The organism is Nocardiopsis changdeensis (assembly GCF_018316655.1).
Taxonomy (GTDB): domain Bacteria; phylum Actinomycetota; class Actinomycetes; order Streptosporangiales; family Streptosporangiaceae; genus Nocardiopsis; species Nocardiopsis changdeensis.
This window is the reverse complement of the sequence record NZ_CP074133.1, coordinates 4532165-4545199: the sequence shown is the minus strand read 5'-3', so window position 1 is coordinate 4545199 and position 13035 is coordinate 4532165. Positions and strand designations below refer to the sequence as shown.

Here is a 13035-nt window from a genome sequence, read left to right as displayed (position 1 = left end):
GGTCACCCGGGCGGGCCGGGCCCGGACTCGAACGGGAGACTTCGGAGCCCGGCCGGGGCAGGGAGCCCGGCCGGGCGAGCGGGTGCGTGACCCGGTGGGTCAGACGCGGACGACGATCTTTCCCCGCACGTGCCCGCGCTCGGAGTGGGTGTGCGCCTCCACGATCTCCTCGAGCGGGTAGGAACGCTCGATCCGCGGTGTGTAGAGCCCCTGACGGCCCAGGTCCGCGGCCTCCTCCAACAGTGCGGAATCGTTGCGGGCGTGCGCCAGGTGCGTGCCCAGGAGCGGGGCGTTGACGTGGTCGGCGACGCTCGACACGCGGGCGGGGTCGCCCGCGATCGCGACGAGGTCCGCCAGGGAACCGGAGGCCGCGGTGTCCAGCACGAAGTCGACGCCGTCCGGGGCGAGGGAGCGGACGCGCTCCGCGAGCCCCTCCCCGTAGGTGGTGGCCCTGGCTCCCAGGGAGGCGAGGAACCCGTGGTTGTGCTCGCCGGCCGTGCCGATGACCGTGGCACCCCGCGCGAGGGCGATCTCCACCGCGGCGCTGCCCACGCCTCCGGCGGCGCCCTCGATGAGGAGGGTGCGGCCCTTGAGGGGGCCGAACACCTCCAGGCCGGCCAGGGCGGTCACGGACGCCAGACCGGCGCCGGCGGCCTCCTCGTCGCTCCAGGCGGCGGGCGCGGGGGCCCAGGCGGAGAGCAGGGCCAGCTCCGCCGTCGCGCCGGTGAGGCCGCCCAGGCCGAAGACGCGGTCTCCGATGCCGACCCCGTCCACTTCGTCGCCGATCGCGTCCACCACGCCGACGGCGTCGCGTCCGGGGACGGCGGGCAGCTCCACGGGGAGCATGTCGCGCACCGCGCCGTTGCGCACCTTCCAGTCGACGGGGTTGACGCCGGCCGCCGAGACCCGGATGCGGATCTCGGAGGGGCCGGGGTGCGGGTCGGGCGCCTCCTCGATGATCAGGGTGTCCGTACCGCCGTACTCGTGGTAACGGGCTGCGCGCATGGTGTCCTGCCTTATCGGATCGGTGGGCTCGCCGGGGGCGGTGGACCCCGACGCCGCTACGCTAAAACCTGACGTCAACGTCAGGTGCAAATCGGGCGGACGGCCCGGAGGGCGGGGGCGGGCATGGGGCGGGATGGAGGGCGGGGGAGCGGTGCGTATCGGTGAGGTGGCGGCCGAGGCCGGGGTGAGCGTTCGGGCCCTGCGGTACTACGAGGAGCAGGGGCTGCTGCGGTCCGAGCGCAATGCCGGAGGGCAGCGCCTGTACACCGAGTCCGCGGTGGAACGGGTCCGGCTGATCCGGCAGCTCTTCGCCGCCGGCCTGCCGAGCAGGTCCGTGCGCGAGGTGCTGCCGTGCGTGGACGAGGGGACGGCACCCCCGGGGCTGGTGGACCATCTGGAGGTCGAGCGCGATCGGATCAGTGAGCGGATCGCTGACCTGCTTGCGGCGCGCGACCGGCTCGACGTGGTGATCGCGAACACGCGGAACCCTCCTCCGGAATGCGAGCACATGTGGTGAGGGTGAGGGAGTGGTCGCGTCCGGGGCCGTGCGGGCGGGCCACCGGACGCAGCGGCGCCCCCGCCGCCCCGAGGAGATGGGTCGGGAGTGAGAGGGGAGCGGACCGTGTGGGTCAGCTCGGTCGACCATCCCCGCATGCGCGGGGAGCAGGCGGTCCCGAAGATCATCGAACGCCGGTGGCTGGGACCATCCCCGCGTGCGCGGGGAGCAGCCCCCCGACTCTTCGGAGTCGGGGGGTGCTTTGGGACCATCCCCGCGTGCGCGGGGAGCAGCGTCTAGCACCCCCGCTCAGCGGTTGTCTTATGGGACCATCCCCGCGTGCGCGGGGAGCAGGCGTACCCCACCGCCCCCGCCACCGTGGCGGAGGGACCATCCCCGCGTGCGCGGGGAGCAGGCCGAAGTCGGACCGCCATTGAAGCTTGTCGGGACCATCCCCGCGTGCGCGGGGAGCAGTCCTGTCTGTGCAGGTGAAACGGGTTAGAGGAGGGACCATCCCCGCGTGCGCGGGGAGCAGTCGGCCAGCAGCTCCTCGCGGGAGGCCTTCGGGGGACCATCCCCGCGTGCGCGGGGAGCAGGCTCGTTGACCTGCGCGGATTACGGCGTCAACCAGTCGAATTTGCAAGTTCTCAAGAAACGGACATTCCACCCGGGAACGTGCTGCTCACTGTAGCGGCCAAGCACAGCGCCAGCAGCTGATTCACCCATCCGCTTGCAGGCCCGGGATCGGAGCAACGGGGCGGCTTCCCCTCGGGTGCGAGCAGATACGGTCCCTATTGCTCCGAGAGCGGCTCAGTCCCCCTCCGGGTCGGTACCACCGCGCTGGGTGCGCTGCCAGGCGAGGAACTCGCCCTGGCGGCGGACCGCTTCCTTCTCCTCGTCGGTGAGGTCGTCCGGGATCGGGTCCCGGGCCGGATCGTAGGCGGGATCGTCCATGTCCTACTCCCTCGCTTCGGTGGTGTGGCGGCGGGCCAGCAGCTCCCGCATCCCGGCGTGGTCGGGGGCGGCCAGGCGCTCGTGCGGGTCCGGGCCGGTCCAGCCCGGCGGCCGGTAGGCGACGACCTCGGTGCCGCCGCCGGGGGCGGGTTCGAGGGTGAGGACCCAGCGGCCGTGGATGAGGTCGTCCAGGACCCGCACCCGCGGATCCGGGTCGGCGGGGTGGGTGGTCACAGGTCCTCCAGGGGGCTGCGCCAGATGAGCGGGTGCGGGTGGGGGTCGCGTCCGGCGGTGATCGCCACGCGGGTGGTGTGGCCGCTGGTGGCGGCGTAGACGGCGCGGCCCTCCAGGGTGGGGCCGAGGTAGCGCAGCGGCACCCGGTGGGTGTGGGCCCAGAAGCCGAGGGTCTGGATCGAGGGGAATTCGCGGATGTCGCACACGTGCCGCATCAGGCCGCCCTCCCCAGGTTGCGCTTGAGGATGCGGGCGGCGGCCAGGGCGTCCTTCCACAATCCGTCCCGGTCGGCGGTCAGCCGGGTGGTGGACCGGATGGTGGCCGTGCGGACCCGCAGCCGCGCGGCGGCCCTGCTCTTGGCGGTGGTGGACTCCGGCCGGGTGCGGGCTTTGGAACGCAGGGCCCGGATGCGGGGGCGGGACGCCACCGCTGCGGCGAATCCCGGGTCGGAGTCCGGGCTGGTGCGGGGCGCCGGGACCCGCGGACGGAGGGGTGTCGTGTCCTCGGCGGGGAGGAAGGGCGGCAACGCCGGCGGGGTCGGGTTCTGCCGGGCGAGCCACCGGCGGACCGCGAGGGTGAGCGGGGCGAGGTCGCGGGCCGGGTGGGTGACGTAGGCGCGGGCCCGGGCGGCCCGGCGGGGCCGCCGCCGGCGCAGGGCCTCGCCCGCTGGCCAGCGGGCGGCCACGGGTTCGGAGCAGTTCAGGTAGCGGTATCGCGCCATACGCGCACACCTCCGGTCAGGGGTGCCGGGTGGGTGGCCCGGCAGGGGTTGGATAGGGCTCCATTAAAAACGGTGAATCACCGTTTTTCAAGGCGGTACGGTGAAACGGTCATCGTGAAGATGGGAAGGTGAATCGGACATTGGCCCCAACGCGCTCACGCCCCTACCATCGACGCATGCCCGAATCCACAGGTGACTTCAGTCCGACCATCCGCCGCCGGAGGCTTTCCGAGGAGCTGAAGCAGCTTCGGGCGACGGCCGGGCTCACCTTGGAGCAGGCAGCCAAGAAGCTCGAATGGAGCAGGGCGAAAATCGCCAACATCGAGACCGGAAAGCGCCTGAGGCCCTACGTCACGGACATCGCTCTGCTGTTGGACGTCTACGGCGTTACCGACGAGGCTCGGAGAGAAGCGCTCTTCGAACTGACTCGGCAGTCCCGCATCAAGGGCTGGTGGACCCGATACAGCGACTTCGCCGGGGCCTACTTCGGGTTCGAAGCAGAGGCATCGTCCATCGCGACATACCAAGTGGGTGCCATTCCGGGGTTGCTTCAGACACCGGAGTACGCGGCCGCATCCACGCGGGCCGCGCTCACCCCGCCGGAGGATGTCGAGCGGATTGTCGACGCCCGCGTGCGCCGTCAGCGCATCCTTGATCGGGGGACGCCGCCGCGGTTGTGGGCGATCATCGACGAGGCGGCCCTCGCACGTCCGGCCACCGCCACCGATCCCGAGGTGATGCATGGCCAGCTTCGCCACTTGGTGACGATGACCAAACGTCCGAACATCACCGTCCAGGTACTCCCGTTCTCAACGGGACTGCACGCTGGAACCGGTGGCCCCTTCGTATTGCTGGACTTTCCCAACCCCCTAGACCGGCCCATCGTGTTCTTGGAAACCCGTCACGATGGGCTCTATCTGGAGGATGCGGAGCAGGTCGCGGACTACCGCGACGTTCTCGACCACCTCCAGGGCACGGCGCTGTCACCAGCTGAGTCCGTGCAACACCTGACCCGACTACTCACCGACTAGGACACTGCACGTGCACCTGACCGACGATCTGAAATTCCGCAAGAGCAGCTACAGCACGACCGCCCAGGAGTGCGTCGAGGTCGCCGACCTTCCCGAAGGCGCCGCGATGCGCGACACCCAGAACCGGGAGGACGGACACCTCGCTTTTCCGGCTTCAGAGTGGGCAATCCTGCTCGGTGTTGCTCGCCGGGAGCTGTAGGAGTGAACACGGAAGCCCCCAGGGCGAGGCTGAGGGCTTCCGTGCTCCCCGGGGCTCTCGCCCTACACCGAAGGGGCGGTCTAGGAAGGCACCGGGGCTCGGTGGCCGCATGGGGACAGGCAGGGTGTGAGAAGCCGGCCGCAGGGGATCACGGAGGGGTGATCATGAGCGCTGGCGGTTTTGAGCCGAACTTCCGCAAGTCGAGCTACAGCGACCGAAGCAACTGCGTGGAGGTGGCGGATCTGGGTGGCGAAACGGTCGTCCGTGACTCCCGGAACCCGGACGCGGGACTCTTTCACCTTCCCTCCTCGGAGTGGGTCTCCCTCCTCCGCGCGGCTGCCCGCAGGTAAGGGTGCGGCGGGCCGAAACTCCGGCATGGTCGGGCGGGCACCCCATGCCGTGTACAGAGCCGGGGCTTCCTGCCGACCTGGCCGAAGCCCTGGAACCCATCGTGTTCGTTGAGGCGGATGGAGCTGGTCTGTGCCTGGCTGAACGCCCTCAGGTGGACCGCTGCCGCAGAATCTCCGCCTTGCTCGTGTCTAGGAGCGCCGATGTACTCATCCACCGACCGGCCGGCCTTCCACAAGTCCAGCCACAGCGCTAACGAATCCGCGTGTGTCGAAGTGGCGGAAGGTGCAGAGACCTTGGTCCGCGACTCCAAGCAGCCCGAGCTCGGGCAACTCCCGTTCCCGGCGGCGGAGTGGGCGGCGTTCCTGCGCACGGCAGAGGCGTAGGGCGAAGACAAGAACGGGGCCCTCCGCAGAGGGTCCCGTCGTTCACCTACGGTCCCTGATCGGTTAGGAGCACTGATGTACTCATCCACTGACCAGCTCGTCTTCCGTAAGTCCAGTTACAGCAGCGGACAGGGTCAGGACTGTGTGGAGGTCGCCGACGTGCCCGATGGCGACGCCGCGGTCCGTGACTCCCAGAACCCCGATGCTGGATATTTCCTGCTGACCGGTCGGGAGTGGGGAGCGCTCCTGGGTGTGGTTCGACGCGGTTAGGTGCGGATAGTCGGAGAGGCCTCGGGGGCGGGAAGGCACCGGGGCCTGGTGGCCGCATGGGGACAGACAGGGTGTGAGAAGCCAAGCGCGGGGGACCACTGAGGGGTGACCATGAGTGCTGGCTCCCTCGAGCCGAACTTCCGCAAGTCGTCCTACAGCGCGACCGCGAACGACTGTGTGGAGGTGGCGGATCTGGGCGGCGACACCGCTGTCCGCGACTCGCAGAACCCGGACGCGGGGCTCCTCCGCCTCCCCTCCTCGGAGTGGGTCTTCCTCCTCCGCGCGGCTGCCCCTAGCTAAGGAGCCGGGAACCGGTGACTCCGGCGTGGCCGGCGGGGCTCGCGGTTTGCCGGTTATGGGGGCGTACGGGAGCACATCGCCACCCCTTCAAGGTCAAGCTTGGGTCGGCTTTGGTTCTACCGGCGCGATGTTCAACGCTCTGACCAGCGCAGACGGATGCATGCTGTCCCCGGATAAGCGCCCCGGTCCGCAAGGGCCCGTGCCCCCGGCACCGCTCCCGGAATCGGTGCCGGACCCGGTCCTCGACCGGGCGGACGACTCGCGAGGGCGCTCGAAGCTCAGGGGGACAAGATGTCGCTAAGTGCCGCACGCCTCACCGCCGCCGCGGCGGTCGGGACCGCACTGGCGCTGCTCGCGCCGATGGCCGCGAGCGCTCACAGCACGGTGGAGCAGGACCTCGCCACCGCCAAGAAGGCCACCACCAAGTACCAGGACGAGGCCGAGGCGATCGCCGACGGCTACGTGCCGACCGACCAGTGCGCGCAGAGCCCGGACGGTGCTATGGGCTACCACTACGTCAACCCGTACCTGATCGACCGGAAGCTGGACATCCGCACCCCCGAGGTGCTGGTCTACCAGCCGGACGGGTACGGCGGCCGCAAGCTCGTGGCCCTGGAGTACTACTACGTCGACGCCGACCAGGACGTGGAGACCGACGACGACCGTCCCTCCCTCTTCGGGCACCCGTTCGACGGGCCCGACGAGCCCCAGGAGCCGGGCCTGCCGGTCAACTACACGCTGCACGTGTGGCTGTACCAGCACAACCCGAGCGGCCTGTTCAGCCCCTGGAACCCGGCGGGTTCCTGCGGGTACTGACCGGCGGCCGCACGGCCCGGTGACCGCGGCCCCGGAGCGCCCGCTCCGGGGCCGCCCTGACGCCCCTACAGCCCCTCACAACTCCCCGACGACCTCCCAGGTCTCCGGATCCAGGAGCCGCACCCCCGGCTCCTCCGTTCTCACCGCGACGACCTCGCCGTCCGGGTGCGGGGCCACCAGGAGAGGCACCATCCCCTCCGGGAGGACATCCTCCCCGCTCCGCATATCCCACGCACTCCCGTGGTACTCCACCTTCTCCGGGGTGTTATCGAGCCATGTGGAGTACACCCGGCCGAGCCACGGGTCCACCACGAGTTCGATGACCCTGGGCTCTTCGAGATCCGCGAACCCCTCCATGGTGAACGTGTCGACCTGCGAACCGGTGACGAAGTCCTGGACGATGATCTGGTCTCCGCGCACGTAAGCGATCCTGTCGGTTCCGGCGATCGGGGCGAAGTCCAGTTCCGAGGCCGGACGAACGGTCTGCAGGCGTTCACCCCCGCGCGCGTCCCAGATGGTGATGCTCCAGTCGTCGAAGCTCACCAGCTCCGTCACCGCCAGCCTTTGGTCATCGATGAAGACGGGATTGTTCCCTGGAACGTCGATACTGCTCACGGGCTCTCCCGTCCCTCCGTCGATGACCGATACGGTGTGGTCAGGGCTCCAACCGGTCAGAGCCATCAGCCCGTCAGGGGAGACCGCCAGTTCGCTCACGCCGAGCTCTGCGTTCAGCCCCGTGCCTCTTGCCGGCTCCTTGAGCCGGTGCCGGGTGGTCGTGCCCGCCACCAGGTCGAACACGGCGGCGTTGAGGGGTGGGACCTCCTCTTTCGCATCGGGATCCGGTACGACTGCGGCGACGGTGCAGCCCTGTGGCAGGAAATCGACGGCTCCGGTCTCCGGGGCGCCTTCATGGAACCGGGCGATCTCCCTGCCCTCCGGCCAATCCCAGACACCCACCCCGTCCTGCCACGTGCCGACCGCCAGCAGGTCCCCGTCCGGAGAGAACGCCATGTGGGAGGCGTCCAGTTCCCCGCCGCTTCGCGCTTCGGGAGGAGTGAATCCCTCGGCCTCGGTGCAGTCGGTGACCACGGCCTCCGGTGTACCAGCGGGTTCGGCCGGCTCGCCCCCCGACACCACGAGCGCGGTGGTGGCGGCAGCGGTCACGGCGAGAGCCCCGGCGGCGAGCGGTACCAGGGGGCGCATCCCGTTCCGCTTCCCGTCGGCAGCGTCCTCTTCGCCCTCTTTTCCACGTGGCGCCGACTCCTCCGCTGCGGCCCCCGCGAGCATGTTCGCCAGTTCGCGCGGGTTCGGCCGCAGGTCCGGGTCGGGATGCAGACAACCGTCGATCACCTTCCGGAACCGGAGCGGGGGACCGGCCTCTCCCGCGATGGAGGACATCAGGGCCGCCCAATGCCGTACGGCCCCCTTCTCTCCTTCGGGCGGCTCAGCGAAGACCGGTCCCGCGAACACCGCGCCGCCCGGAGCCGGCAGCACGTCCTCCGCCCGCAGGGGTCCGATCGGCACCGCCACCGCGTGCAGGTCGGCCAGTCCCCTGGCCAGTGCTGTGGCCACGGTGGGGAACCGCTGCGGGGCCAGCGCACCCCCGTTACCCTCGACCAGGTCGGCCAGGGTCTCCTCCCCTGGCCGGACGAAGGCGACCCAGGGGACGGCGCCCCGGGTGTCGGCGTCGGCCACCGCGCACACGTACCGGCTCTTCAGTTTCCGCAGGGCCTCCACCCGGCGGGCGAACTCGGCACGGAACGACGGGTCGGTGGCGCGCGCGGGTTTCAGGAGCACGATGGTCACGGCCGCACGGTCACCGGTTCCGCCCACGTAGCTGCGTGCCGCCCCGTCCTCTCCGAGTCTGCCGAGCAGCGGGTAGGGGCCGATGGAGGGCGGGTCGTGCGGGTGCAGGGGGAGCATGCCGTTCCTTTCCGTCAGCCGAGTTCGGCCAGGACATCCGAGGTCGTGGCATCGACGATGCGGACGGAGGCCGCCTCCGGCGGCAGTACGGCGAGTACGCCCCCCGCCGGGTGGGCGGCAAGGCTCCTGGTGTCCCGCTCACCGGTGCCGGCCACCACTTGCTCTCCGGTGGAGAAGTCCCAGGAGACGGCCCATCCGCTGTCCCCGTTGAGGATGCCCGCCTCGTACACGACGTGGAACAGGTCCGTGCCGGGCACCGCGGTGAGTTCCTTGAACCAATGGGGCGGCTCGCCCTCCGGACGGAGGAGACGGGGTTCGTCCTCCGCCAGGAAGTTCACATGGGCGATCCCCTCCCTGGTGAGGTAGAGCAGATCCCCCTCATCATTGGGTACGGCGATCGAGCCGCGCGCCAACTCGGTGGCCTCCTCCCTGCGGAACACCTCTCGGCCGGTCGCGGTCTCCAACACAACGACGGCATGTTGCAGGTTCAGGGCGAGGTACCTTCCGTCCGGGGAGTAGGCGGGCCAGTGACTCGACTCGGCGAGGACGGTTTCGACCTCACCGGTCTCCAGATCGATCACTCGGGTTCCATGGCTGCTGAAACCCTGGCTGACCGCGATCTTCCCGCTGTCCGGTGAGAACGCGAGCGGGTCGTCGTCGTAGTGATCGATCGTCAGCTCCTCGGCGTACACGGCCCGTTCTCCGGTTCGCAGGTCGAAGACGTGCACCCCGCCTTCCCGGGACGTGTAGGCGAAACGGCACCCGTCCGGGCTCACGGTCGGGGTCCCCGCCAATTCGGGTAGGGAATCACCGGTGAAGGCGACCTCCGTTCCCGCCTCCCAGTCCCACAGGGCGACACCGGTCGGATGCGACACGGCCAGCAGGCCGCCGTCGGCCACGAAGCCGAGTGTGGGGCGGACTGCCAAGTCGAGGTCGTAGGTGTCCTCGCCCGGAACCTCGAACCGGTCCCGGGCGGCCTGTGCGTACTCGGCCGCGAATTCCTCGGGCCGCGAACACGTATCCGCCTCGCCGTCGTCCCCTTCGCCCTGTTGCGCAGTCGCTTCCTCCCGTGGCGGCCCGTTCCCCTCCGCATTCCGCGCCGAACCCGCCCACACCCCCGCGCCCACGGCCAGGACCAGTGCGGCCGCGCCGGCGCCCACCGCCCACGACCGACCACGACGGGAGGGCGCCGACCCGTTCCGCGGGTCCCGGGAGACGTACTCCCGGTGTTCCTCCGCGACCCCCTCCACCTTCCGGGCCACCTCGGCCGGAAGCCAGTCCGGGGCCGAGCCGGCCGGGTCCACCGGCCCGCCCAGCTCCTCCAACACCCCGGCCGCGGTCGGCCGGTCGCCGGGGTCCTTGGCCAGGCACCGGGAGAGCAGTGCACGCAGGTTCCCGGGGACGGAGTCCAGGTCCGGCTCCAGGCGGGTGATGCGGTAGGCCACCGCGGAGGGGTGCCCTTCGCCGAACGGCCCGGTACCGGTGAGCGCGTACACGGCGGTGCCCGCCAGGGAGAAGACGTCCGCAGCGGATGACGCCTCCGCGCCTCCGTACAGTTCGGGTGCGGTGTACCCGGGTGTTCCGGCGACCATCGTCTCCTCGTCCTCGGCGGATTCGGCCTCCTCCAGGGCACGGGAGACCCCGAAGTCGATCACCTGTGGACCGGACGCCGCGACCATGACGTTGCCGGGTTTGAGGTCCCGGTGCACCAGCCCGTTCCCGTGCATGCCCTCCAGTGCGGAGGCGACGGCCCGCAGCAGGAACCGCACCGCCCCCTCGGGGAGCGGTCCGGACTCCCGGACGAGTTCGTGCAGGGTGGGACCGGCCACGTATTCGGTGGCCATCCACGGGATCCGGGCGGCCGGGTCGCTGTCCAGCACACGCGGGGTGAAGGGACCGAGGGTGCGGCCGGCCAGGTCGAGTTCACGGGCGAACCTGGCGCGGAAGCCGGGGTCGTAGGCGAACTCCGCCCGCACCGACTTGACCGCGGCGAGGGTGCCGTCGGCGCCCGTCGCCAGGTAGACGCGGCCCATGCCGCCCGAGCCGAGAACGGCGAGGAGGCGGTACGGGCCGATGTCGCGGGGGTCGTCCGGGGAGAGGTCGTGCATGGGGCCTTCGTTTCAGCGGGGTGTCTCAGTACAGCTCGTCGACGACGGTGAGGTTCTCGCCGTCCAGTACCAGCACCTGGTCCGCCTCCGTGTCGAGCACGGCCAGGAACTCGTCGCGGGGGTGCGGTCCCACCGGTCCGGGCAGCAGGGCGTCGCCGTCGCGGAGGACCTCGCCCGTGCCGGTGTCCCACACGGTCCCGAGCAGGTCGGTGGCACCGAAAGGGTCCTCGACGCCGAGGTACAGCCGTTCCCCGTCGGAGGAGAACACGGGGGAGAGCGCGACTTCGGGGGAGTCCTCGCCGGCGCGGCCCAGGTCTCGGAGGGTGGTCCCGGTCCCCAGGTCCACGAGGCGCACCCGGTCGCCGCCCTCCAGCAGCGCCATCACCGACGGCTCGGCCGGGTGCAGGGCGAACCCCAGGTTCCCCGGGCCCTCGAAGTAGTGGACCCAGTCCCCGGTCTCCACGTCCCACACGGCGACGCCCAGCACGCGCTCGAAGTCGTCGCTGACGGTGCCGACGAGCATCTCGCCGTCGGCGGTGAACTCCAGGTCGAACACGTAGGTGAACGTGTCCGGCCCGAGGAGGGGGACGGTGAGGACGCGTTCGCCCGCCGGGACGTTCCACACGTGGACGACGTGGTCGATGGTGTCCCCGTCGAGTTCGTTGGCGACGACCGCCAGGCGGGTCCCGTCGGGGGACAGCGCCGGCCTGCGGGGATTGGTGCCCTGCTCCTCGTAGACCAGGACGGCCTCCCGGGCCAGGGGGCCGCCGGTGTCCCGGAGGAGTTCGATGCGGTCCTCGTGGTCGGGCCCCGAACCGTCCGCGTGGACCGCCGCGATCGTGCCCTCGGCGTTGATGTCGGTCTCGGACGGCGAGGGGTCCAGGAAGGCCGTCATCTCACCCGCCCGCCAGTCCCATACGGCGAAGTAGAACGAGCCGGTCACGTAGATCCGTTCGCCGTCGGGGGAGAAGGCCACCCCGTCGGCAGAGGACAGGCTCTGTTGGTACTCCTCCGAGGCGAAGGCCGGGTCGGCGGACGGTTCGCCGTCCGCGCCGCCCGTCGTGCCGCCTGCGCCGGCCGACGCTGTGCCGTCGCCCGTGCCGCCGCCCCCTCCGCCTCCGGGCAGAACGGTGAGCGCGTACCCGCCCCCGGCCACCAGCGCCAGTGCGGCGGCCGCCGCCCCCGCCGCCAGCGCGGGCCGCCGCCACCGGGCCCGGTCCGCACGAGCGCGCTCCCCGGCCTCCCGCTCCCGCAGGAGGCGGACGTCCTCGGTGACGGGGCCGGGCAGCCAGGGGTGCCCGGTGTCCGGCATCGGGACGTCGGCCAGTTCGGCCAGGATCCCGGCGATGTCCGGACGGTGCCCGGGGCCCTTGGCCAGGCAGCGGGCGAGCAGGTCGCGCAGCGGGCCCTCCGGGACCGCGCCCAGGTTCGGCGCCTCCTCCAGGATCCGGCGCAGGGTCTCCCGGGGCGGGGCGAAGCCGAAGGGCGGCTCCCCGGAGGCGGCGAACAGCACCGTCCCGGCCAGCGAGAACACGTCGCTCGCCGGGGAGACGTCCCGGCCCCTGATCTGCTCGGGCGAGGTGTAGGCGGGGGTGCCGAAGGTCTGCCCGGTGCGGGTGAGCACCGTGCCCTCCACCGCTCGCGCCAGCCCGAAGTCGATCACCTGCGGCCCGCGCGGCGACAGCAGCACGTTGCCGGGTTTGAGGTCGCGGTGCATCAGCCCGGCCGCGTGCACCGCCTCCAGGGCGCGGGCCAGGCCGGACACCAGCACGGGCAGGGACTCGGCGGGCAGCGGCCCGTGTTCGCGCACCGCCTCCTTGAGGGTGGGGGCGGGCACGTACTCGGCGGCCATCCAGGGGACGGCGGCGTCGGTGTCCGCGTCCACCACGGCCGGGGTGAGGGGGCCGGAGACCCGGCGCGCGGCGCGGACCTCGCGGGCGAACCGGGCCCGGAACTCGGGGTCCTGGGCCAGGTCGTCCTTGACGAGCTTGAGGGCGGCCAGGTCCCCGCCCGGGGTGCGGGCCAGGTAGACCCGGCCCATGCCGCCCGCGCCCAGGCGGGCCAGGATGCGGTGGGGGCCGACGGTGCGCGGGTCGTCGGAGGTGAGGGGGTACACGGGGCGGGGGTTCCTCAGGGCGTCGCGGGACCGGGGCGCCGTACCGGGGGCAGGGGAGGGCTCGGCCAAGATATCTCTCGGACGGCCGTGCGCGGAGCCCGTGGCCGAATGCGGACTCCGTGCCGTGC

The 13035-nt window shown here is 71.4% G+C and carries 16 protein-coding genes and 1 CRISPR repeat array; of the genes, 8 read left to right on the top strand and 8 right to left on the bottom strand.

Annotated features, from left to right (window positions below; all coding sequences use genetic code 11):
• Positions 1–99: 99 nt before the first annotated feature.
• Positions 100–1005, bottom strand: coding sequence for an NADP-dependent oxidoreductase (locus KGD84_RS20735; RefSeq protein WP_220562057.1), 906 nt, complete (start codon positions 1003–1005; stop codon positions 100–102).
• Positions 1006–1156: 151 nt separating this feature from the next.
• Here KGD84_RS20735 and KGD84_RS20730 point away from each other — a divergent pair, with 151 nt between their 5' ends.
• Positions 1157–1522 carry a MerR family transcriptional regulator gene (locus KGD84_RS20730; RefSeq protein ID WP_220562056.1) on the top strand — a complete coding sequence of 122 codons (366 nt, stop codon included), beginning with the start codon at positions 1157–1159 and terminating at the stop codon, positions 1520–1522.
• A gap of 121 nt (positions 1523–1643) precedes the next feature.
• A CRISPR array of direct repeats spans positions 1644–2097; the repeat unit is 29 nt; unit sequence GGGACCATCCCCGCGTGCGCGGGGAGCAG.
• 214 nt (positions 2098–2311) lie between these two features.
• On the opposite strand, the gene KGD84_RS20725 is transcribed toward KGD84_RS20730, so the two are convergent.
• From KGD84_RS20725 to KGD84_RS20710, 4 genes are read right to left on the bottom strand one after another with little or no spacing between them, the layout of a single operon-like run.
• Complete coding sequence (locus tag KGD84_RS20725) at positions 2312–2455, bottom strand: hypothetical protein (protein WP_220562055.1); 144 nt, start codon at positions 2453–2455, stop codon at positions 2312–2314.
• Between the two features lie 3 nt (positions 2456–2458).
• Positions 2459–2689 carry a hypothetical protein gene (locus KGD84_RS20720; protein WP_220562054.1) on the bottom strand — a complete coding sequence of 77 codons (231 nt, stop codon included), beginning with the start codon at positions 2687–2689 and terminating at the stop codon, positions 2459–2461.
• Complete coding sequence (locus KGD84_RS20715) at positions 2686–2904, bottom strand: hypothetical protein (RefSeq protein WP_220562053.1); 219 nt, start codon at positions 2902–2904, stop codon at positions 2686–2688. The genes KGD84_RS20720 and KGD84_RS20715 overlap by 4 nt, the downstream gene beginning before the upstream one ends.
• On the bottom strand, positions 2904–3410 hold the full coding sequence (locus KGD84_RS20710) for a hypothetical protein (RefSeq protein ID WP_220565937.1): 507 nt from the start codon (positions 3408–3410) through the stop codon (positions 2904–2906). Before KGD84_RS20710 ends, KGD84_RS20715 begins: the two co-directional genes overlap by 1 nt.
• 176 nt (positions 3411–3586) lie before the next feature.
• Between KGD84_RS20710 and KGD84_RS20705 the strand changes: the two genes are divergently transcribed.
• The 7 genes from KGD84_RS20705 to KGD84_RS20675 all read left to right on the top strand — a co-directional run bounded on the left by KGD84_RS20705 (position 3587) and on the right by KGD84_RS20675 (position 6760).
• Positions 3587–4441 carry a helix-turn-helix domain-containing protein gene (locus tag KGD84_RS20705; RefSeq protein ID WP_220562052.1) on the top strand — a complete coding sequence of 285 codons (855 nt, stop codon included), beginning with the start codon at positions 3587–3589 and terminating at the stop codon, positions 4439–4441.
• A gap of 10 nt (positions 4442–4451) precedes the next feature.
• Positions 4452–4640 (top strand): DUF397 domain-containing protein, encoded by a 189-nt coding sequence (locus KGD84_RS20700; protein ID WP_370634548.1) that lies wholly within the window; start codon positions 4452–4454, stop codon positions 4638–4640.
• 164 nt (positions 4641–4804) lie between these two features.
• Positions 4805–4990 carry a DUF397 domain-containing protein gene (locus KGD84_RS20695; RefSeq protein WP_220562051.1) on the top strand — a complete coding sequence of 62 codons (186 nt, stop codon included), beginning with the start codon at positions 4805–4807 and terminating at the stop codon, positions 4988–4990.
• A 201-nt stretch (positions 4991–5191) separates the two neighbouring features.
• Positions 5192–5374: a DUF397 domain-containing protein gene (locus tag KGD84_RS20690; protein ID WP_220562050.1), complete on the top strand. Its 183-nt coding sequence runs from the start codon at positions 5192–5194 to the stop codon at positions 5372–5374.
• A gap of 75 nt (positions 5375–5449) precedes the next feature.
• Entirely contained in the window at positions 5450–5644 is a 195-nt protein-coding gene (locus KGD84_RS20685; protein ID WP_220562049.1) for a DUF397 domain-containing protein, read from the top strand.
• Positions 5645–5755: 111 nt separating this feature from the next.
• A complete protein-coding gene (locus KGD84_RS20680) occupies positions 5756–5944 on the top strand; it encodes a DUF397 domain-containing protein (protein ID WP_220562048.1) in 189 nt (62 codons plus the stop codon).
• Positions 5945–6235: 291 nt separating this feature from the next.
• Positions 6236–6760, top strand: coding sequence for a hypothetical protein (locus KGD84_RS20675; RefSeq protein ID WP_220562047.1), 525 nt, complete (start codon positions 6236–6238; stop codon positions 6758–6760).
• Positions 6761–6835: 75 nt separating this feature from the next.
• On the opposite strand, the gene KGD84_RS20670 is transcribed toward KGD84_RS20675, so the two are convergent.
• Genes KGD84_RS20670 through KGD84_RS20655 form a run of 3 tightly spaced genes read right to left on the bottom strand, consistent with a single transcriptional unit; the run spans position 6836 to position 12907 of the window.
• Complete coding sequence (locus KGD84_RS20670; protein WP_220562046.1) at positions 6836–8683, bottom strand: WD40 repeat domain-containing protein; 1848 nt, start codon at positions 8681–8683, stop codon at positions 6836–6838.
• Positions 8684–8697: 14 nt separating this feature from the next.
• Positions 8698–10791 carry a WD40 repeat domain-containing serine/threonine protein kinase gene (locus tag KGD84_RS33605; protein WP_220562045.1) on the bottom strand — a complete coding sequence of 698 codons (2094 nt, stop codon included), beginning with the start codon at positions 10789–10791 and terminating at the stop codon, positions 8698–8700.
• A gap of 25 nt (positions 10792–10816) precedes the next feature.
• Complete coding sequence (locus KGD84_RS20655) at positions 10817–12907, bottom strand: WD40 repeat domain-containing serine/threonine protein kinase (RefSeq protein ID WP_220562044.1); 2091 nt, start codon at positions 12905–12907, stop codon at positions 10817–10819.
• Positions 12908–13035: the final 128 nt, after the last annotated feature.